The following is an 18,776-nucleotide window of genomic DNA, read 5'->3' as shown; positions in this document are numbered from 1 at the left end:
AATAATATTTCATAATGATTGAATTTAGTAATCATATATAGCAGAATAGAGATATATCGTGGTGAGGAGTGACGCTATGTTAGTCAAAAATGATTACGTTGCAAAGCATGATGTGGTGTTCGTGAAAGAGAACGACACGAAACAGACTGTTTTCAAGAAGTTGAATGATTCCGGCTACCGCTGTATACCCGTGCTGGACGAAGACAAGAAAACATTTGTCGGCAACATTTACAAAGTCCACTTGCTCGAGTATGAAAAAAATTATGGGAAACTGGATGGAACCGTAAAAGAACTGATCAAAAACAAGAATGGCCATGCCAAGGAAGATGACCCATTTTTCACTGTATTTTCTTTGATTAAACAATTGCCTTACCTGGCAATCGTGGATGAAAATAAAACATTCCTCGGCATTTTGACGAACGGAAATGTCATACAGGTGCTGGAAAATGCTTGGGGAGCGAATAATGGCAGCTATTCGTTGACCATCGGAACGATTGAATACTCCGGTGCTCTGCAAAAGATGCTGCGCGTCGTGAATAAACATTGCAATGTGCAAAGTGTCATTTCCTTAAATAACAATTCCAACTACGTTCGGCGTGTCTGCATCGTCTTGCCAATGGAAGTCGATGAAGCACTGATGAAAAAGGTTTGTGACGACCTTGATAAAAATAATTTCACTGTTACGGATATCGAAACATTGAACTAGGACTTGCGGGCACCTTCATAAAGCTGAAGGTGCCTTCGTTTGAAAACACCTTTTTCCCCTGCATGTTCTTGTCCGATTTGGAAATCCTAAACTGCAGGAGGATGATAGTGTTGAACGAAAAAAACAAACTGGACATCGAAGGTTTGCATGCACAGCTTGAAAAATGGCACGGCAGCCATATTTGCATTAAGAAGGACGAATTACGTGATGTGGATGAAATTCGAATGGAACTGAACAGTATCTCATATGATAAAAACACAAGAAAGCTTGATAATTATCAGTCCCTGTACACGTTACATCTTAATGGCACAGGAAGCATACAAACTGACCGGAAGGAACAGCCGCTGCCTGATGCAGTTTATGACATTCCGCTGGAAGATACAGCCAGCTACAAGATGAATGGCAGTGCGCTGCAACTGCATACCACTCGCGGTACGTACGAAATTAGGCCAGATGGTGATCCGAACATGACACAGAGCGGGTGAAGAAAAGCGGTCACGACCCTTTCTTCATCCGCTCTGCATATTCTGGAAGCTACATTTTACACGGTTGCAGACACTTTTTTCTGAAAAAAGTTTTTCATAGCTGGATAGACATCATTTTTTTCCTTTAACACATAATGCCGAAATTTCGGATCTTCAATATTGCGGAATGTCTTCATCAATGTCGAATAACGGTCATACACATTTACTTCCCCATAACCGAACATATTTGAAATCTTCATGAGCTCCTGTATCAGCCTCGTGCAGCGTGCATTATCTGTCGAAAAGTTCTCCCCATCGGAGAAATGGAAAGGGTAAATATTATAACGGCTTGGCGGATATTTTTCATCTATGACTTCCAGCGCTTTTTGATATGCAGAAGAGCAAATGGTTCCGCCGCTCTCCCCTTTGGTAAAAAACTCCTCCTCTGTCACGACTTTAGCTTCTGTATGATGCGCAATAAATTCAATATCCACATGTTCATATTGCGAACGTAAAAATCGTGTCGTCCAGAAAAAGAAGCTTCTGGCAAGAAATTTGGCAAATGAGCCCATAGATGCACTTGTATCCATCATCGCGATCAAGACCGCATTGGATTCTTGTCTGATCACTTCATTCCATGTCTTAAATCGCAGATCTTCTTCATAAATGGGGGCAATGGTTGGCGTACCCTTGGTAGCATTCCGTTTCAATGCAGATAAAATTGTCCGTTTCTTATCCACATTACCCATCAACCCTTTTTTACGTACATCATTAAATTCCGTTTGTTCGACAATGATATTCGCTTGATCCTTTTCTTCCAGATCAGGCAGCTCCAGCTCCTTGAAAAGAAGTTCTTCTACTTCTGCCATCGATACTTCCGCTTCATAATAGTCTACACCAGGTTTGTCGCCGGCCTTCCCTTCACCTGATCCGCCTTGAGCCTTCTGTTTTCCTGAGCCATCCCTGGCAATGACATCCCCAACCTTGCTGTCCCCACTGCCCTGCCCAACATGCTTTGATTTGTTATGATTATAGCGGATTTTGTATTCATCCAAAGATCTGATCGGTATTTTCACGATATTTTTTCCATCGTTCATCACAATACTCTCTTCTGTGATCAAATCTGGCAAGTTATTTTTAATGGCATCCTTCACTTTTTCCATATGCCTTTCCTGATCCTGAAATCCTTTGCGATGGAGAGACCAGTCTTCTTTGGAAACGACAAAATTTTCCTTTTCCTCCTGCACACTATCCCCACCTTCAGTTTAAGATTACATCCCTTTCTCCAGCTTATGCATCCGTGATAATCAATGTTTGCGCTCTGGCCAAATCCCAGCGCTTTGTCCACGATCCCGGGACAGTCTTTTTTAAAAACAACAGGACTAACCATATTCATTAGTCCTGTTGTTTTTGCTGTTTATCTATAAAATCATCGATTCAGCAAGCTTCCGACGTAACGCAGCAATTCGTTTGCCGAAATGGAATTATAGCCATATTCGTCAATCAGACGGGCCACCACCTCGTTGATTTTTTTCAACTGCTGTTCATCCGGTGTTTTACTGGATGTCGTGATTTTGACAACATCTTTCAAATCGGCGAACAGCTTCTTCTGAATAGCTTCACGCAGCCGATCATGCGAATTGTAATCAAAACGTTTCCCCTTGCGCGCATATGCCGAGATACGAATCAATATCTCCTCGCGAAATGCCTTTTTTGCATTTTCTGAGATACCGATCTGTTCTTCAATGGAGCGCATCAGTTTTTCATCTGGCTGCATTTCCTCACCAGTCAATGGATCTGTCAATTTATTTTTATTGCAAAATGCTTCCACATTATCCAGATAGTTATCCATCAAAGTTTTCGCAGACTCTTCATAGGAATAGACAAATGCTTTTTGTACTTCTTTTTTGGCTATTTCATCATACTCTCTTCTTGCCACAGCAATATAGTTCAAATACTTTTCTTTCTCTTCATCTGTAATGGAAGGATGAGCACCCAAACCGTCTTTTAACGATCGAAGCACATCCAGTGCATTAACAGAAGGCACATCCTTTTGGATGATTGTCGATGAAATTCGGTTGATGACATAGCGTGGATCGATGCCGCTCATGCCCTCATCGTGGAATTCATTTTTCATTTCCGTTACGTCACCCTGATTGAAACCTTCGACAGTCTCACCGTCATAAAGCCGCATTTTTTTAACTAAATCAATACCATTCTTTTTCGATTCTTTCAGTCGCGTCAAAATGGTAAAGATAGCAGCGACTCTAAGTGCATGTGGTGCGATATGCACATGTGCCATGTCACTTTCACGAATCATTTTTTCATAAATACGCTCTTCTTCACTCACCCGCAGATTATATGGAATAGGCATGACAATAATACGTGAATGGAGCGCTTCATTTTTTTGATTGGAAATGAAAGCACGGTATTCCGCTTCGTTTGTGTGAGCGAGAATGACCTCATCCGCAGAAATAAGTGCGAATCTACCCGCTTTGAAATTCCCTTCCTGTGTCAATGACAGCAGATGCCAGAGAAACTTCTCATCACATTTCAGCATTTCCTGAAATTCCATCATGCCACGATTCGCTTTATTCAGCTCCCCATCAAAACGGTAGGCGCGCGGATCAGATTCCGAACCGAACTCGGCGATAGTGGAGAAATCGATGCTTCCTGTCAAATCAGCAATATCCTGGGATTTCGGATCAGATGGACTAAATGTTCCAATTCCGGCACGCTTATCCTCAGAGAAAAAAATACGCTCGACGATGACATCCTCTATCCGTCCACCATATTCTTGTTCTAAACGCATCGTATTCAATGGGGACAGACTGCCTTCAATGCGTATACCATATTCATCATAAAAATCTTCCCGCAGGTGATTTGGTATCAAGTGAAGTGGATCCTCATGCATAGGACAGCCTTTAATGGCATAAACAGCACCTTCATCTGTCTTTGTGAATTGCTCGAGTCCACGCTTCAACATGGTGACAATCGTTGATTTCCCCCCGCTGACAGGCCCCATCAACAGCAATATACGTTTGCGTACATCAAGCCTTTTGGCTGCTGGATGGAAATACTCCTCCACAAGCCTTTCAATCGCCTCCTGCAGTCCAAATATCTCCTTGCTGAAAAAGTCATATGATTTCCCATTGCCTTTTTTAGATACACCTGCATTTTTAATCATCTGATACATGCGCGAGTGGGCGGTTTGCGCCACTTCGGGACGTTCCTTCACAAGCTCCAAGTAATCGGCAAATGTACCTTCCCATTTCAATCTTGCCTCTTCTTCCCGGTAGTCCCTCACCTTGTTCAAAATGTCCAATATTTTCCCCTCCATCCGGGTTATGGGTTTCTATAGCTTATGCCTGACAAACGTTGAACATGACTTCCTTCAATTTCGGGTAAAGTCCATATATGATTCAACGTATTTTTCGATTGCAGCGGTATGTTTTCCAATCCGCCGCAAAATCTTCTGCCTGCCATTCCTTTTCACTGCCGGTTTACTTGTTCACTATCACAAAATCCTCGGCAGGAAAAGTTATGACTGTCTGCTTTTTTCCTTTGTCACCATAGCGATTGGCTGATCTTTGCGTGTCAGTAAATTATAAGCAAATGCAGAGGAGAGGCGAAAACCTTCTTCCATCTTGTCAGCCAAATGATTGGATCTTTCATAAATGATAGCCCGTAGACTATTAATTTGCCGCAACATTTTCTCCATTGCAGCTTCCTGGTTTTCCATCCGTTGCGACATTCGCGTCTGCCTCTCCTCTAAATCACTATTGACAGTCTGTACATGCTCCTCCATTGCGTTTTCCTGCTGCAGCATGTGCTCTTTCAATACGTTTTTATGGCTTTGCAGCTGTTCCTTGAACATATCCCCTTGACTGTATTGCACAGCTAGCTCTGCCAATGTTTGTTCTTGCATAATTTGTGTAGCTTCAATCGCTTGATTTATCATATGAAGCTTTTCATCTAATTTTAAAGATGCATCGTTTTGCTTCTCGGCCTTGGCGGCTAAATGTTGGCAGTACTCTCGCACTTGTTCCAATTCCTGCAGCACTACCTGCTTCGTTTCCTGCTCATCACCTATAGCTGACTGGACCAAGTCTTTGTTCTCTTCCATTGCGTTGAAAATTGCTTCATGAGCTATCTGTTGTTTTTGATTATCCTGCTGAAATGCCTTCAGTAACGCCTGTATATCCTTCCAGTTTTTTCCTGAATCCATCTGCCTCATTTTCAGATCAGTTAATGACTGCTGAATGGAAGCCATCTGCCGCTGTTGCTGCTGCAACAACGCTGCCCGCTGATCTGACTGATAATATGATTGGTTTGGAGCCGCTACTTGATTATTTTTAAAGATCCTTTTTCCTTTCTCATTTATATATAGACTCATTTTCTTCACTTCCCGGTAGAAGTTTTTACCATTCTATGCGCATACACCCATCCAGGAACGTCCACAGACAGAAAATAGGCTTTTGTCCTGTGTGACGATAATTCGGCCTTCAGCCTTGGACAGTAGACAACCGTGCCTGCAGCAGCCGAGCTTCATGAAATAAACCTTTAATCCATTTCACTGGTAAATATTTCTCTTGCAAACTAAATTTTCATCATGCTATAATAAATCAATACTTTAGTTAATTAAAGTGATAAAGTGGCAAAGAAAAACATACTTCAACAGGAGGAAAAAACATGAAACGTTTAGCAATCATTCTAGCATTCATACTTGTACCGACAATCCTTGCTGGATGTACTTCTTCAGAAGCAAAGAAAAATGACAACAAACTGGTCATAGGTGTGGACGACAAAATGGCACCACTTGGCTTCCGAGATGAAAACAACAAATTGGCAGGATTTGATATCGATTATGCAAAAGCTGCCGCCAAAGAAATGGGAAAAGAAGCCCAGTTTCAACCAATCGACTGGAGTACGAAGGAATCTGAACTGAATAGCGATCGTATTGATTTAATTTGGAACGGCTACACGATCACGGATGAGCGCAGCAAAAAGGTGCTTTTTACCAAACCTTATCTGGAAAACAGACAAGTAATCGCAACGTTGGCAGACTCCAAAATACAAACATTGCAAGATCTTAACGGAAAAGTAATCGGTCTGCAGTCTCTTTCATCAGCCGGAGATGCACTGGATAAAAGTCCGATCAAAGATAAAGTGAAAAAAGTCTCCGAGTTTGCAGACAATGTGACTGCGTTAAACGATTTGAAAAACGGCAGACTTGATGCAGTCGTGATCGATGAAGTGGTGATCGACTACTATATGGCGCATGAAAAAAATACATTCAAAGTGCTTGATCATTCGCTTGCTTCGGAAAAGTACGGAATCGGAGTTAAAAAAGGAAATGGTAAGCTGTTGAAAAGTTTGCAGCAAGCACTCGATAAACTAAATAAAGACGGTACTGCCGATAAAGTCTCCGAAAAATGGTTTGGCGAGGATAAAATATTAAAATAAAACGGCATTTTCAGCAAATAATCTGATTGGGAGGTGTCGGAAAGCCACACAACACTTTCATATTGCATAAAGTTAGCAGCAGGTGACTGCCTGTTTATCTGGAGGAATAAATTATGTCTTTTGACTATATTGTTTCACTTATCAAGCCAATGCTGCAGGGCGCGGAAATGACGATTATCTTGTTTTTCATCGCCATCATTATTTCAATTCCCCTTGGCTTTTTACTTACCGTGGCTGTCAATAGCAGTTTCAAGCTATTGTCATTGGCCGCCAAAGCTTATATATACATTGTCCGTGGGACTCCCCTTTTGCTGCAGTTGCTGATCATCTGTTTCGGTCTGCCAATGCTGCCTGTTATCGGTCCGTACCTTGTTCTTGACCGGTTTGTCGCTGCATCGATTGGTTTCATCATCAATTATGCTGCATATTTCGCTGAAATTTTCCGCGGCGGCCTATTGGGAGTAGACAGCGGACAATATGAAGCCGCGCAAGTGCTCGGATTAAACAAATGGCAGACGATGCGCAAGATTATAATGCCACAGATGTTTCGCATCGCACTCCCTGCTGTAGCCAACGAATCCGTTACACTGATTAAAGACACCGCTTTGTTGTATGCTGTTGCCGTGCCGGAATTGTTGCATTTTGCTCAAACAGCCGTCAATCGCGATTTCACCATTCTGCCATTTTTCCTGGCGGCACTGATTTACCTGCTCATGACTGTAATGATATCGCTAATTTTCAATATGCTGGAGAAGCGGATACGTTTTGAATAAAAGAAATTGATTTTTCATAAAGGGAACGATGAACTATGGCTATCATGGAAATTATGGAACTTGGCAAGACATATAACGAGACAAAAGTATTGAAGAATGTAACGTTTTCTGTTGGAAAAAATGAGGTGCTCGCGATTATTGGCCCATCAGGGTCAGGTAAAAGCACATTGCTCCGAAGTCTCATTCATCTCGAAGAAGCCGACAGTGGCGCAATCCGTATCGATGGGGCTTATTTGGCAAAAGACGGAAAGTATGTAAGTGCTGCCGCTATGAAACGTATCACTGCTAAAATGGGAATGGTGTTTCAGCACTTCAACTTATTTCCAAATTTGACCGTTAGCGAAAACCTGGTGCTTGCACCGAAATATGTCAAAAAAGAGGCCAAGTCCCTGACAAAAAAAAGAGCAGGAGAGCTGCTTAAAAAAGTGGGCCTTGCTAAATGGGCTGATCATTACCCCGCAAAGTTATCCGGCGGTCAAAAACAGCGTGTCGCCATCGCCCGGGCCCTAATGATGGATCCTGATATTATGCTATTTGATGAACCAACTTCCGCACTGGATCCGGAACTTACTGCTGAAGTGCTACAAGTGATGAAAGAGCTCGCCAAAGAAAGCATGACAATGGTTGTAGTCACCCATGAAATGGACTTCGCCCGCCATGTAGCCGATCACGTCATTGTACTTGATCAAGGAAAAATCATTGAATCCGGGACTGCGAATGATATCTTTGAAAATCCGCGATCCGAACGGACAAAGGCATTTCTCCATCGCAGCCGGTAAAATCCGCAAAACGGAACGCCACTATTCAAGGTTTTCCAGAAAGTTTCCGATAGGTTTTCAGAAATTCGTCTGGTTTTATTTTCAATTTAAATGTAAAAATCCCGCTGTTTGTATAGACGTAAAGCAAACCCGCTTTGCCGAATTTCCGAAAGGTCATATCCATCACTTCGTGCAGCAAAAAGGTATGGTGCTTGGATGTGACTTTATCCTTGTATAGCTTCAATAGTCTTTCTTCTTCTGTATCAATCTGTTCCACACTCTTCACTTCGCGAATCACCTCGAAATAAGGTAAAACAGCTTTCAGGCTCATACTTTTCCCTCCGTACTTGCATCGCTGTCACTATGATAACATATCCAATTTATCTCTCTTATTGATTGTATTCTGCAAATTAGGGTAATGTAAAGGTATCTAAGGGGGGAGTTGAGGACGATGAATAGTGCATTTGCTTCTTTTTTACCAGTATTGGAAAAAATGGCTGCGGACAAAATAGAGATTACCAAGCAAAATATATTAAATAGCCCCCTTTTGCTAATGGGACGTTCAAGCGGGTTGGAAATGTTCTATTCTCCTCATAATGAATACATCAATTATGATGCTCCAGTTGTTATTGCTGGCATCACACCAGGCTGGCAGCAAATGAGAGCAGCTCTCATTCAATTCTTACATAGCTATAACCAAGGAAAAACACTGCACCAGGTACTTAAGGAGACGAAGGAAGCCGCAAGCTTTATCGGCTCCATGCGGATTAATTTGGTCAAGATGCTACAGTCGTGTGGATTATTTGATGTGCTGCATATTTCGGCAAACTCCTTGTTTTCGGAGCACAGACACTTGCTGCATACAACCTCCATCGTTAAATACCCTTTGTTTCGCAGCGGCAAAAATTACACTGGTTATCAGCCCGTTTTACAACGGGTCCCCGCCCTGCATACCTATTTAAATGAGGTATTCCCTAATGAAATGGAAGCTATTCACACAACGAAACTGATCATACCGCTTGGAAAAGTTGTTGATCAGGAAATCCAAAGACTAATGAAAGAAAAACAAATTACAAATGCTTATTGCCTGAGTGGATTTCCACATCCATCCGGTGCTAACGGCCATCGTCAGCGCATTTTTTCGAGAAATAAGGGCATGTACAAATCAGTCATCCAGGAGTGGGCACAGATGCGGAGTGACTGAAGCAAGTTTTTTGACAGTCATTAACAGAAAGCGTAAAGTAAGTAGCGCATAAAACCAAGTGAAATAATCAGGTTTAGAGTTATCACGCTTGATATATCGTAATCCTTCCGGTTTTAAGCGTGAATAATTCAAATCCTGTCCACCAAATGAACATTCAACAAGCTAAACAAACAGCGATGGAATGAAGGTTCATTTTATATAGGAGGTCGAATTGTGAAAACTCTTTTTCACAAATACCTGGATGCATCGTTAATCCTAAAAATAACGATTGGACTAATTCTGGGTATCATTGTCGGTTTGGTATTTGGAAAAGAGGCTGCAACTGTACTTGCGCCATTCGGGGATTTATTGTTGCGTCTCCTGCAGTTTCTTATCATACCGTTGATTTTATTCACTCTCATCGTAGGTGTGAATCAGACAAGTATTACCAACCTTGGCAGAATGGGCGGAAAAGTGTTCAGTTATTATGTAGTGACTTCCGCTTTAGCCATCGTCGTCGGTATCCTCGTTTCCATGGTTTTCAAACCTGGGACAGGGATCCAGTTAAAATCCAGTGATGCCGTAGATATCCCTGAGAACCCTGGAGCGGTCCATGTATTGCTCCATATCGTGCCTGACAATATTGTCCAGGCTTTTACCGAAATGAACCTGCTGGGCATGATTTTTACTGCTTTTGCTTTCGGAATCGCTATTGCATCGCTTAGGGGCTCCGACAAGTTCAAACAGACAGGGGATACTGTTTATACTGTCATCGAAGGGCTGAATGAAGCAACGTTTCGTCTGATGAACGTTATCTTGCAATATGTGCCTATAGGCATCTTCGCTATTATGGCTAAAACGGTCGGTACACAGGGAGTGCATACGTTGCTTTCGCTGGGACATGTCGTCATGGTACTGTATATCGCTTTAATCGTCCATCTTGGTGTCTATGTGCTTTTCATGCTTATTAGCGGTATATCGCCATTAAAATTCTTTTCGGCTGCCAGAACACCGATGCTCACCTCATTTGTGACACAAAGCAGTTCAGGCACACTGCCGCTTACATTGCAAGCGGCACAGAAATTAGGGCTTTCCAAAAGCCTGTACAGCTTCAGCTTGCCGCTTGGGGCGACAGTAAACATGGATGGTGCAGCCATCCGGATTGCTGTATCTGCCGTATTTGCAGCCAATGCTATGGGGAGCCCATTAAGTTTCACTGACATGCTGCAGGTAGTGCTGGTTGGAACATTGGCTTCTATAGGTACTGCAGGTGTGCCAGGGGCGGGAATTATCATGATTGCCACCGTCTTCTCGCAGATAGGGCTCCCGATGGAAGCAGTCGGTTTGCTTACTGCAATCGACGCACTTGTAGGTATGGGCTGTACTTCCTTGAATGTGACAGGGGACCTGGTTGGAACATGTATTATCAACCAATCCGAAAAGAAGCGTTCGCGTGATTTGTCATGTATCCAGGAAAGCGGACATTGATTTGATATGAGAAACAAAAACAGCATCTATTGCAGTCTTCAGCTGCGATAGATGCTGTTTTGATTAATTATTTTCTTGTACTGCTGGTTTTTTACATAGTGATGCATTAATTCCTTGCAGTTGTAATTCGTGTACCAGTTTTTTTAATTTTTCCAAGTAGCCGTTAGCCATATGTACATCACCTCTGGGCTGCTTCATCATAATACATTTTATCTACTTCCATACTAATTTACGTTTTTACGCATGTCAATGGAGTTTTGGAGAATTTTAAACTTTCCCAAGTCATACTTATTTATTCATTTTCGATAGAAAATCTCCCAGCAAATCGTCCAGGTCAGCCTCATTATCTTCATCTGATGCTGCAGCCGTTTCTTCCACAGCTTCACGCTGATCTTTCATCGCTGCTTCCCAATCAATGCTGTCCATGTCAGCGCTGTTTTCTTTGTTCGATGAAACTGGCTTTTCAGCTGCCGGCTTTTCTTGCACCACCGGCTTATCATCCAGGACTTCTTCTTGTAAATACAGCGCTTCATCAATGTCCAGCGCGCTACTATTCATTGAAGCCAGCAAAGACGTTGCCCTGACAGGATCCGCTAGTATGTGGTAGACAATGCTGCCAAGCAGTGCCTCTGAATGCTCGTGTTTCAGCCAGTCGCGCTGTGCTTTGCTAAGCTGGTGGGGAAGCGGGACTGTTATCGATTCACGTTTGCGCTGATATGATTGCCCCAAGCCATTCATGACATACTCGGCTATTTTACTGGAAAAGTTCCGGCGTTCCTGTTTTTTCAATGCATCCAAGTGTTTCAGCAGGTGGTCCGGTGTATCAGAAGGAACGCGAAACGATATAGTTTGTCCTCGCTTGATCTCACTCAATGTTATTCACCTAGTTCGTAGCCTTGCTTGTTTCCTTGGCAGGCTTTGCCTTTTTTGATCTTCTTTCAAAATCTTTGACAAGTTTATAATAAGCATTGGCCATCATCCAGATACTTTCCTTTTCGTTCTCGAAGAAATCGATGTTATAACCTTCCAGATTGTTATTAAGCGTTTTTAGATAATCCTTCAAAACATTGGAGCCGCCACCTACAAAATAGCATATTTCCGTCTGGGAGTTCTTTTGCCACACATTCCGAAGCAATCGATATTGCTTCTTGGCAAGCTCCAGCAATATCCTGTCTGTAATATCATGGACACTTGTACGGCTGCCTTTTACCATGATATGGTTACGATCGTTCTTTTTTGTAATAATTTCCACTACATCACTGCGGCTGTCTAGTTCAACTCCGTGCTTGGACAGGATCTCGTCGCGGATCGCTTCCAGAGATTCTGAAACACCAAGGTTGAACCCCTGTGCCTTGTCATCATCTACAGTACGGTTTTTAATAACAGCAATATCTGTCGAAAGTCCACCGATGTCTTGAATGATAATGCGTTTGTCAATCAAATCTTTGTTCGTGATTTTCCCATCGTTATCCATAACCAAGTTGATAAAGGCCGCAAAACCTTCCGGATAGACTTTAACGTCTTCAAAATTGATATTAACCTTTATGCCTTGATATTTCGGTGTGACCAGGAATTCTACTTGATGGACAGACCCCAACAATTTGGAACGATACCCTGCGTCTCTTCCTTCTTTTGCTTCCCGGAGCGGCAGACCTGTTCCCAGTAAGTAACTGGCATCGACTACATTGTTCTTCTTTGTAAAAGCGGATTCGTTTTCTTTGCGCACCGCATCTAAAGCCAGGGTGGTGAACAGCATAACCAATGTTTGATCCTCTTCTGACTTACTGCTTCCCGGATCCAGTTCAGTCGAGTTATTACTTTTCGCGGCAAGTGAGCCGACACGGTAAATCACACCATTTTCATTCAATGCAGGGGAATGGACTCTAACATGTATCCCTTCCAAAGGGTTTTTAGAATCCAATTCTTCAATCCCGATTACCGGACGATCTTCTGTATCTCTCGCAATAACGTTTGGGATGTTCAATTCATAATCCAAATCTCCAAATATAGCTTTAATAGAATCGTTACCTACATCTACTGCAGCAATTCTCGTTTGTGTCATTCTCATCATTCCTTCTCATTTAATGATTTCATGGCATATCCGTCTTCTTCATTCTCTTATGTATCAACTAAAGGAGATTGACTGGATAGCATCTACTCTATTTATTTTAAATGTAATTACTGGTTACTGCAATGTCATTACGGAAAAATTAATAAACTTGTAAACATGTTTACGTTTCTCTCCAATTTGTTTACAAAACCGTTTACTTGCATACTTTTTATGCATACACGTTTACACCTTAATATACCAGCATGCATACCCATTTGTATACAAGTATACAGTTATTGTTTACTTTTGTTTACGCTAATGTATACTTGTAGTCATAAATGTAAACAAGTTTATATTACAAAGTTTCGTGATGAAGTGGCACATATTAAATTCGTAAAAGATTAAGTTGCGCATCCTTTCATTTATTTCTGAATTAAATGTTTGATAGATTTAAAATGAGGAAGAAGAGAAAATAACAGAACGAAGCCAAAACAAAAAACAATCGACTCAAGAAAATAGCTTCACACGGTAAAATATGCTAATTAAGCTTATTTGAGCGATTTTTAAACAAATAACACTCACGTTATCAATACTTCTATAAAACGCCTTCAAATAAGCTTAAAATGATGCGGTTTTCACTTGCTATTGGGCTCCCTTATTATATTTCGCATCAAAAAATCCCCTATCCTGATTTGGGATAAGGGAAATGAGTCTCCTTTATATATTTGTTGCGGCGATTTTAACTTTTTTAATTTGATAGCCATCTATTTCCTCGATGATGAAATCAAAATCACCACAGGTCACAGTAGTTCCTTTTTCAGCTTCCAAATTTTTGGTGATGATCCACCCTCCGATCGTATCTACCTCATCATCCTCAAGTAAATCCGAGCCGACAATCTCATTCACATCTTCCAGTAAAAGCTTACCATCTACAATATATGTTTTATCATCAATTTTGGTAACCATTGGTTGTTCATTGTAATCGAACTCATCACGGATTTCACCAACGATTTCCTCCAGGATATCTTCGACCGTGACCAACCCGGAGGTCCCGCCGTATTCATCAATGACAATCGCCATATGAATTCGTTCCTTCTGCATTTTCAGCAATAATTTCTTGATGGGTGTCGCTTCCGAAACGTGAATAATTGGTCTGATTAATGGTTCAATAGACACTTGCTCCTGCTTTATATGCTTCGTTATCATTTCCTTGATATTGACCAGACCAACAATATGATCTTTATCGCCCTCTGCCACCGGATATCTCGTAAATTGACCATCGTTCATAATCGCGATATTCTCAGCAGCATCTCTGTCCTTGTAAAAACATACCATTTCAGTACGGGGCACCATGATTTCTTTTGCGACCCGATCATCAAATTCAAATATATTATTCACATACATCATTTCTGTCTGGTTGATCTCCCCGCCCTTATAGCTCTCCGAAAGAACAAGCCGCAGTTCTTCCTCTGTCATTGCTGCTTCGTTCTCACTTGCGGGTTTGAAGCCCAGCACTCGCAGTATCAAGCGTGAGGACCCATTCAAGAACCAAATGAACGGAAACAATATCTTATAAAATATAATCAATGGTCTGGCGAGAAATAAAGTGAAATTTTCCGCCTTTTGGATCGCGATCGACTTTGGTGCTAATTCACCAATGACAACATTTAAAAATGTCATCACTGAAAAAGCGAGAACAAAGGCAATGATTTTCGATACAGCCGGACTAATTGCAAACTTATCAAGCACTGGCTCGATTACCGCAAGCACTGTCGGCTCACCAAGCCACCCTAACCCTAAAGCAGCAACTGTGATTCCAAGTTGGGTAGCTGATAAATAACTATCTAAATGATCAATAACTTTTTTTGCTGATACTGCCTTCTTATTACCCTCATCAATCAATTGTTCGATTCTGGTAGCTCTTACCTTTACGATGGAAAATTCGGCTGCCACAAAGAAAGCTGTAAAAGCAATCAATATGACAACCCCAAGTATGTTAACTATTTCCAATGAATAACCCTGTGCCAGAATGGCACTCGGGTTTCACCTCCTGTGGTGTTTACAAAATTAGATGTCCGCTGTGGTTCAATTATTCGGCTCCTTTTTTCGCAAATAGAAAAAAAGCTGCCTGTCCATGTTATCGACTTCCCACTTGAACCACCCCCCTGATTGATAAAAATTATATCGTACTATAAAAGAGAAATGCAAGAATTAATGATAAGGAACGAATAGCTTCATTTGTACATCATCGCAAGGACTCTGCCATTCTAGCGGCGATGGTAGCAAGTGAAATCCGTTCATACAGTTTTTCTGGACAACCAATCTTGTCAAAAATGTACAATCTCCCCCCCCGAGGACTTATCCACTGGTCCAATAGTAATCAACAGGATGACTTTTTCTGCTTTTTGAAAAAGCTGTTACGGTTTGATGAAGCTAATGGGATTCACTTAGACATGATAGACATAACCAAAAGGATTCAGACAAGTCCAACAAATTGTCGTTCCAATACATTTTTTTGTAAATACACATTTATGAACTTTTTGTGTCTTTTTTTCGATAAATCTGTTACAATAAACATATAAAGTAAGGAGAGCGCTTTCAAATTGAAGTTTACAGGGAGATGATCATCAATGGGTATTGTTGTCATGTTCATGGCACTGGCGTCGCTGACTCCGTTCCTATTCGTTCAATTGAACAAAAAGATAATCGCTGCTGTACAAACAGTGATGCTGATTGGAATGTGGATCTATTTTTTCCAAGCATTATTCCATACCGCTCCCCATGCATTCTCCATCACCTGGATTATGTTTTACGCCAGCCTGCTCATAGCTGAATTTGCATGGATCATGTTTATCGGATTCCTTATAAAAGAATATGAAGCGGCCAAAAAAACAACCACCACTTACTAAACAGTGAAGCCATCCTTTTCAGACATGAAAAGGATGGCTTTTTCGATCTTGATGATTTGGCAACAATAAATCTTACATTTTTAATGACCATGTTCCATATGGCTGTCCTGCTCCATACCATCTCCATGGTCCTGATGCCCGAATCCATAGGACATGGTAAACAGGGAGCCAGCAACAATAATCGCGACAATCACAAACCCGTGGAACATCATATTCCACGGCGCATGGCCGTTACCGCTGGCGAACTCCGTCACGTGCATGAACATAAATAGCTGAATGGCAGCCTGGATGACAGCAAGTGTCATGATCCCGGCAATAATCCAACTCTTAGGCAAATCAGAACCAAGTGCCGCCCATGCAGCCACAATAGTCAGCGCTAGCGATAAAATAAAGCCGATGATATGTTTGACAGGAAACTGTTTTGACCTCTTTTCCATTTACATCACCATCCCAAACAGGTACACGCCGGTAAAAATAAAAATCCAAACGACATCGAGAAAGTGCCAATATAGTCCGATGATAAAAACTTTTCGGCTGGTTACCCTTGTAATCCCACGCTGACGCAGCTGGATGAGCAGCAGAATCATCCATCCTGTCCCCAATGTGACATGAACACCGTGCGTGCCGGCCAGAATAAAGAAGGCTGACCAAAAAGCGCTGGATTGCAAAGTGGCACCTTGCTGGACATACTCCATAAATTCATGGATTTCAAACCCAAGAAAGGAAAAACCAAGCAACAATGTAAGAATCAGCCACGCCATTAGTTGCTTTTTTGCCCCATGGCGCATTTCATGAATTGCGATACCGCATGTGAAGCTACTCGTTAATAACAAAAACGTCATGATCAAAGTGCCTGTCGGCTCGAACAATTCGCTTGGTGAAGGGGCATCCGCTATTCTCCCGTAGAGCACCGCGTAGGTAGCAAAAAGCGTTGCAAACAATGCCAGTTCAGCAGACAGGAAAATCCAAAACCCGAGAATATTCAACTGTCCTCTTTCCGTTTGGTATTCAAGCGGTCTCGGTTGTGCCTGTTCTTCATTCATGGTCTAACCCCCTTCTGCCACGCTCCATCCGTTTTATTTCCGCTACTTCAATATGGTAACCTTCATCATAATCAAAGGAACGGATAATCATCATCACTATGCCGCCCGCAGCCATTACAGCCGCCAACGAAATCCATTCAAAAACAAGTGCAAAGCTTGCCAGAAACAGAATAAACATCATGATAAACGGCTTGCCCGTATTGCTCGGCATATGAATTGGCGAAAGTTTCTTTTCATCAAAAGTGGTTTCTCCATTTTTTTTCATTTCGACAAAGGCATCACGTTCACTGATGGTTGGCAGTGTTGCAAAATTATATGGCGGCACTGGTGTCGGTGTTGCCCATTCCAGTGTTCGACCGCCCCAGGAATCACCCGTTTTTTCCCGCGGACTGTACCTGAAACTGTAATAAACGTTGTAGACAAATATTGCAAATCCGATTCCCATGCCAAAAGCGCCAATTGTAGAAATGAAGTTTAGCGTGAACCATTCGGGCAAGATATAAAAGACTCGGCGCGGCATGCCGTCCAAACCGATAAAGTACTGCGGCAGGAAACAAACATGAAATCCGATCAGGAAGAACCAAAATGCCCATTTTCCCAGCCGGTCATTTAATTTCAGCCCGAACATTTTTGGATACCAGTAAGTCAGACCCGCAAAGCAGGCAAAAACCGTTCCGGCAATCAACACATAGTGGAAGTGGGCAATCAGGAAGTACGAATTGTGAAACTGATAATCCGCAGCAGACATTCCGAGCATCACACCAGTCACACCGCCAATCACGAAACTTGGAATAAACGCCAGAGCCCACAGCATGGCAGTGGAAAATTCAATTTTTGATTTATACAGGGTTCCAAGCCAGTTAAATATCTTAACCCCTGTTGGCACTGAGATTAACATCGTGGAAACCGAGAAAACTGAATTCACGAAAGCCCCAGCCCCCATCGTGAAGAAATGGTGAACCCAGACAAGGAAACTTAAGCCGGCAATGAGGATGATCGACCATACCATAGCGTCATAGCCGAAGATCCTCTTATGTGCGAACGTCGCAATGACTTCCGAAAAAATACCGAATGCTGGCAGTACAACGATGTAGACCTCCGGATGCCCCCACATCCAAAACAAATTCGCCCACATCATCGGCATACCTTGACCATCAAGTGAGAAAAACTGCGAACCAAAAACCCTGTCAATCGTCAAGAGTGCAAGTGCGATGGTCAAGATTGGAAAAGCGAAGACAATAATAAAGCATGTAATGAAGGTCGACCAAGTGAAGATAGGCATCTTGAACATTTTCATGCCTGGTGCGCGCATTTTTAATATCGTCACCATCAGATTAACGCCTGTCGCCAATGTACCGATACCGGCGAGCTGCAAGCCAAGTAAATAAAAATTTTCTCCAGGCCCCGGACTCATTGCTGCTCCTGCCAGCGGAGTGTAACTCGTCCAGCCGGCATCTGGCGACCCGCCTATGACAAATGAAATGTTGAACAGCATAGCGCCGAAAAAGAAGGACCAGAAGCTGATCGCATTCACATATGGAAAGGCAAAGTCTCTCGCGCCAATTTGTAATGGAACAACAATATTCATCAAGCCGATTAAAAATGGCATAGCCATGAAAATAATCATAACTGTCCCATGTGTCGTAAAAATTTCATCATAGTGTTGCGCGCTTAGAAAATTCAAATTGGGTAAAGCCAGCTGCGTCCGCATCATCATGGCGTCCATGCCACCGCGGAACAACATAGCCAATGCGCTCAGAATATACATTATCCCAATTTTTTTATGATCGACAGTTGTCAGCCATTCACGCCAGAGCCATTTCCATTTTTTAAAGTATGTCAGAATGAAAATAATGGCGGTCGTGACGAGCACAATAGCCACCATTCCGCCATAAACGAGCGGCTCACCGGTAACAAAAAAGTCATCAAGTTTCAT

18 protein-coding genes are annotated in these 18,776 nt (G+C 42.2%); 8 read left to right on the top strand and 10 right to left on the bottom strand.

Going from position 1 to position 18,776, the window contains the following annotated elements; all coding sequences use genetic code 11:
- The first annotated feature begins 76 nt into the window (after positions 1-76).
- Together cbpA and ACFSMW_RS08360 are read left to right on the top strand one after the other, a co-directional pair.
- Entirely contained in the window at positions 77-706 is a 630-nt protein-coding gene (cbpA, locus tag ACFSMW_RS08365; protein ID WP_390354706.1) for a cyclic di-AMP binding protein CbpA, read from the top strand.
- A gap of 110 nt (positions 707-816) precedes the next feature.
- Positions 817-1,191 carry a protein YmzB gene (locus tag ACFSMW_RS08360; RefSeq protein WP_390354705.1) on the top strand — a complete coding sequence of 125 codons (375 nt, stop codon included), beginning with the start codon at positions 817-819 and terminating at the stop codon, positions 1,189-1,191.
- 56 nt (positions 1,192-1,247) lie between these two features.
- Here the strand turns inward: ACFSMW_RS08360 and yhbH are convergent, their stop codons facing one another.
- From yhbH to ACFSMW_RS08345, 3 genes are all read right to left on the bottom strand, one after another.
- On the bottom strand, positions 1,248-2,417 hold the full coding sequence (yhbH, locus tag ACFSMW_RS08355) for a sporulation protein YhbH (protein WP_390354703.1): 1,170 nt from the start codon (positions 2,415-2,417) through the stop codon (positions 1,248-1,250).
- A 182-nt stretch (positions 2,418-2,599) separates the two neighbouring features.
- A complete protein-coding gene (locus tag ACFSMW_RS08350; protein ID WP_390354702.1) occupies positions 2,600-4,495 on the bottom strand; it encodes a PrkA family serine protein kinase in 1,896 nt (631 codons plus the stop codon).
- 216 nt (positions 4,496-4,711) lie between these two features.
- Entirely contained in the window at positions 4,712-5,566 is an 855-nt protein-coding gene (locus tag ACFSMW_RS08345; RefSeq protein WP_390354700.1) for a hypothetical protein, read from the bottom strand.
- A gap of 296 nt (positions 5,567-5,862) precedes the next feature.
- Here ACFSMW_RS08345 and ACFSMW_RS08340 point away from each other — a divergent pair, with 296 nt between their 5' ends.
- The 3 genes from ACFSMW_RS08340 to ACFSMW_RS08330 all read left to right on the top strand — a co-directional run bounded on the left by ACFSMW_RS08340 (position 5,863) and on the right by ACFSMW_RS08330 (position 8,188).
- Positions 5,863-6,636, top strand: coding sequence for an amino acid ABC transporter substrate-binding protein (locus tag ACFSMW_RS08340; RefSeq protein ID WP_390354698.1), 774 nt, complete (start codon positions 5,863-5,865; stop codon positions 6,634-6,636).
- A 113-nt stretch (positions 6,637-6,749) separates the two neighbouring features.
- Positions 6,750-7,409 carry an amino acid ABC transporter permease gene (locus tag ACFSMW_RS08335; protein ID WP_390354696.1) on the top strand — a complete coding sequence of 220 codons (660 nt, stop codon included), beginning with the start codon at positions 6,750-6,752 and terminating at the stop codon, positions 7,407-7,409.
- A 35-nt stretch (positions 7,410-7,444) separates the two neighbouring features.
- Positions 7,445-8,188, top strand: coding sequence for an amino acid ABC transporter ATP-binding protein (locus tag ACFSMW_RS08330; protein ID WP_390354695.1), 744 nt, complete (start codon positions 7,445-7,447; stop codon positions 8,186-8,188).
- 25 nt (positions 8,189-8,213) lie between these two features.
- Here ACFSMW_RS08330 and ACFSMW_RS08325 read toward each other — a convergent pair whose 3' ends face one another.
- Positions 8,214-8,498 carry a hypothetical protein gene (locus ACFSMW_RS08325; RefSeq protein WP_390354694.1) on the bottom strand — a complete coding sequence of 95 codons (285 nt, stop codon included), beginning with the start codon at positions 8,496-8,498 and terminating at the stop codon, positions 8,214-8,216.
- 120 nt (positions 8,499-8,618) lie between these two features.
- On the opposite strand from ACFSMW_RS08325, the gene ACFSMW_RS08320 reads away from it, so the two are divergent.
- Positions 8,619-9,371 carry a hypothetical protein gene (locus tag ACFSMW_RS08320; RefSeq protein WP_390354692.1) on the top strand — a complete coding sequence of 251 codons (753 nt, stop codon included), beginning with the start codon at positions 8,619-8,621 and terminating at the stop codon, positions 9,369-9,371.
- 213 nt (positions 9,372-9,584) lie between these two features.
- Positions 9,585-10,838 (top strand): dicarboxylate/amino acid:cation symporter, encoded by a 1,254-nt coding sequence (locus ACFSMW_RS08315; RefSeq protein ID WP_390354690.1) that lies wholly within the window; start codon positions 9,585-9,587, stop codon positions 10,836-10,838.
- A 288-nt stretch (positions 10,839-11,126) separates the two neighbouring features.
- On the opposite strand, the gene ACFSMW_RS08310 is transcribed toward ACFSMW_RS08315, so the two are convergent.
- The 3 genes from ACFSMW_RS08310 to ACFSMW_RS08300 form a co-directional block, all read right to left on the bottom strand.
- Positions 11,127-11,711 carry a hypothetical protein gene (locus ACFSMW_RS08310; RefSeq protein WP_390354689.1) on the bottom strand — a complete coding sequence of 195 codons (585 nt, stop codon included), beginning with the start codon at positions 11,709-11,711 and terminating at the stop codon, positions 11,127-11,129.
- Positions 11,712-11,721: 10 nt separating this feature from the next.
- Positions 11,722-12,900, bottom strand: coding sequence for an Alp7A family actin-like protein (locus ACFSMW_RS08305; RefSeq protein WP_390354687.1), 1,179 nt, complete (start codon positions 12,898-12,900; stop codon positions 11,722-11,724).
- 705 nt (positions 12,901-13,605) lie between these two features.
- A complete protein-coding gene (locus tag ACFSMW_RS08300; protein WP_390354685.1) occupies positions 13,606-14,898 on the bottom strand; it encodes a hemolysin family protein in 1,293 nt (430 codons plus the stop codon).
- Positions 14,899-15,518: 620 nt separating this feature from the next.
- On the opposite strand from ACFSMW_RS08300, the gene ACFSMW_RS08295 reads away from it, so the two are divergent.
- Positions 15,519-15,797, top strand: a complete 279-nt coding sequence (locus ACFSMW_RS08295) for a hypothetical protein (protein ID WP_390354684.1) — start codon at positions 15,519-15,521, stop codon at positions 15,795-15,797.
- Positions 15,798-15,877: 80 nt separating this feature from the next.
- Here the strand turns inward: ACFSMW_RS08295 and qoxD are convergent, their stop codons facing one another.
- The 3 genes from qoxD to qoxB are packed head-to-tail and all read right to left on the bottom strand — an operon-like array spanning position 15,878 to position 18,776.
- Positions 15,878-16,234, bottom strand: a complete 357-nt coding sequence (qoxD, locus tag ACFSMW_RS08290; protein WP_390354682.1) for a cytochrome aa3 quinol oxidase subunit IV — start codon at positions 16,232-16,234, stop codon at positions 15,878-15,880.
- Positions 16,235-16,840: a cytochrome aa3 quinol oxidase subunit III gene (gene qoxC, locus ACFSMW_RS08285; protein WP_390354680.1), complete on the bottom strand. Its 606-nt coding sequence runs from the start codon at positions 16,838-16,840 to the stop codon at positions 16,235-16,237.
- Positions 16,833-18,776 carry a cytochrome aa3 quinol oxidase subunit I gene (qoxB, locus tag ACFSMW_RS08280; protein ID WP_390354678.1) on the bottom strand — a complete coding sequence of 648 codons (1,944 nt, stop codon included), beginning with the start codon at positions 18,774-18,776 and terminating at the stop codon, positions 16,833-16,835. Before qoxB ends, qoxC begins: the two co-directional genes overlap by 8 nt.

It is taken from the genome of Tigheibacillus halophilus (assembly GCF_042683165.1).
Lineage (GTDB): Bacteria > Bacillota > Bacilli > Bacillales > Amphibacillaceae > Tigheibacillus > Tigheibacillus halophilus.
This window is presented reverse-complemented; position numbering and strand designations above follow the sequence as displayed.

Coding starts and splice junctions, on each gene's coding strand:
- cbpA (WP_390354706.1), top strand. CDS start 77: ATGTTAGTCAAAAATGATTACGTTGCAAAGCATGATGTGGTGTTCGTG.
- ACFSMW_RS08345 (WP_390354700.1), bottom strand. CDS start 5,566: ATGAGTCTATATATAAATGAGAAAGGAAAAAGGATCTTTAAAAATAAT.
- ACFSMW_RS08340 (WP_390354698.1), top strand. CDS start 5,863: ATGAAACGTTTAGCAATCATTCTAGCATTCATACTTGTACCGACAATC.
- ACFSMW_RS08335 (WP_390354696.1), top strand. CDS start 6,750: ATGTCTTTTGACTATATTGTTTCACTTATCAAGCCAATGCTGCAGGGC.
- ACFSMW_RS08330 (WP_390354695.1), top strand. CDS start 7,445: ATGGCTATCATGGAAATTATGGAACTTGGCAAGACATATAACGAGACA.
- ACFSMW_RS08325 (WP_390354694.1), bottom strand. CDS start 8,498: ATGAGCCTGAAAGCTGTTTTACCTTATTTCGAGGTGATTCGCGAAGTG.
- ACFSMW_RS08320 (WP_390354692.1), top strand. CDS start 8,619: ATGAATAGTGCATTTGCTTCTTTTTTACCAGTATTGGAAAAAATGGCT.
- ACFSMW_RS08305 (WP_390354687.1), bottom strand. CDS start 12,900: ATGACACAAACGAGAATTGCTGCAGTAGATGTAGGTAACGATTCTATT.
- ACFSMW_RS08295 (WP_390354684.1), top strand. CDS start 15,519: ATGGGTATTGTTGTCATGTTCATGGCACTGGCGTCGCTGACTCCGTTC.
- qoxD (WP_390354682.1), bottom strand. CDS start 16,234: ATGGAAAAGAGGTCAAAACAGTTTCCTGTCAAACATATCATCGGCTTT.
- qoxC (WP_390354680.1), bottom strand. CDS start 16,840: ATGAATGAAGAACAGGCACAACCGAGACCGCTTGAATACCAAACGGAA.
- qoxB (WP_390354678.1), bottom strand. CDS start 18,776: ATGAAACTTGATGACTTTTTTGTTACCGGTGAGCCGCTCGTTTATGGC.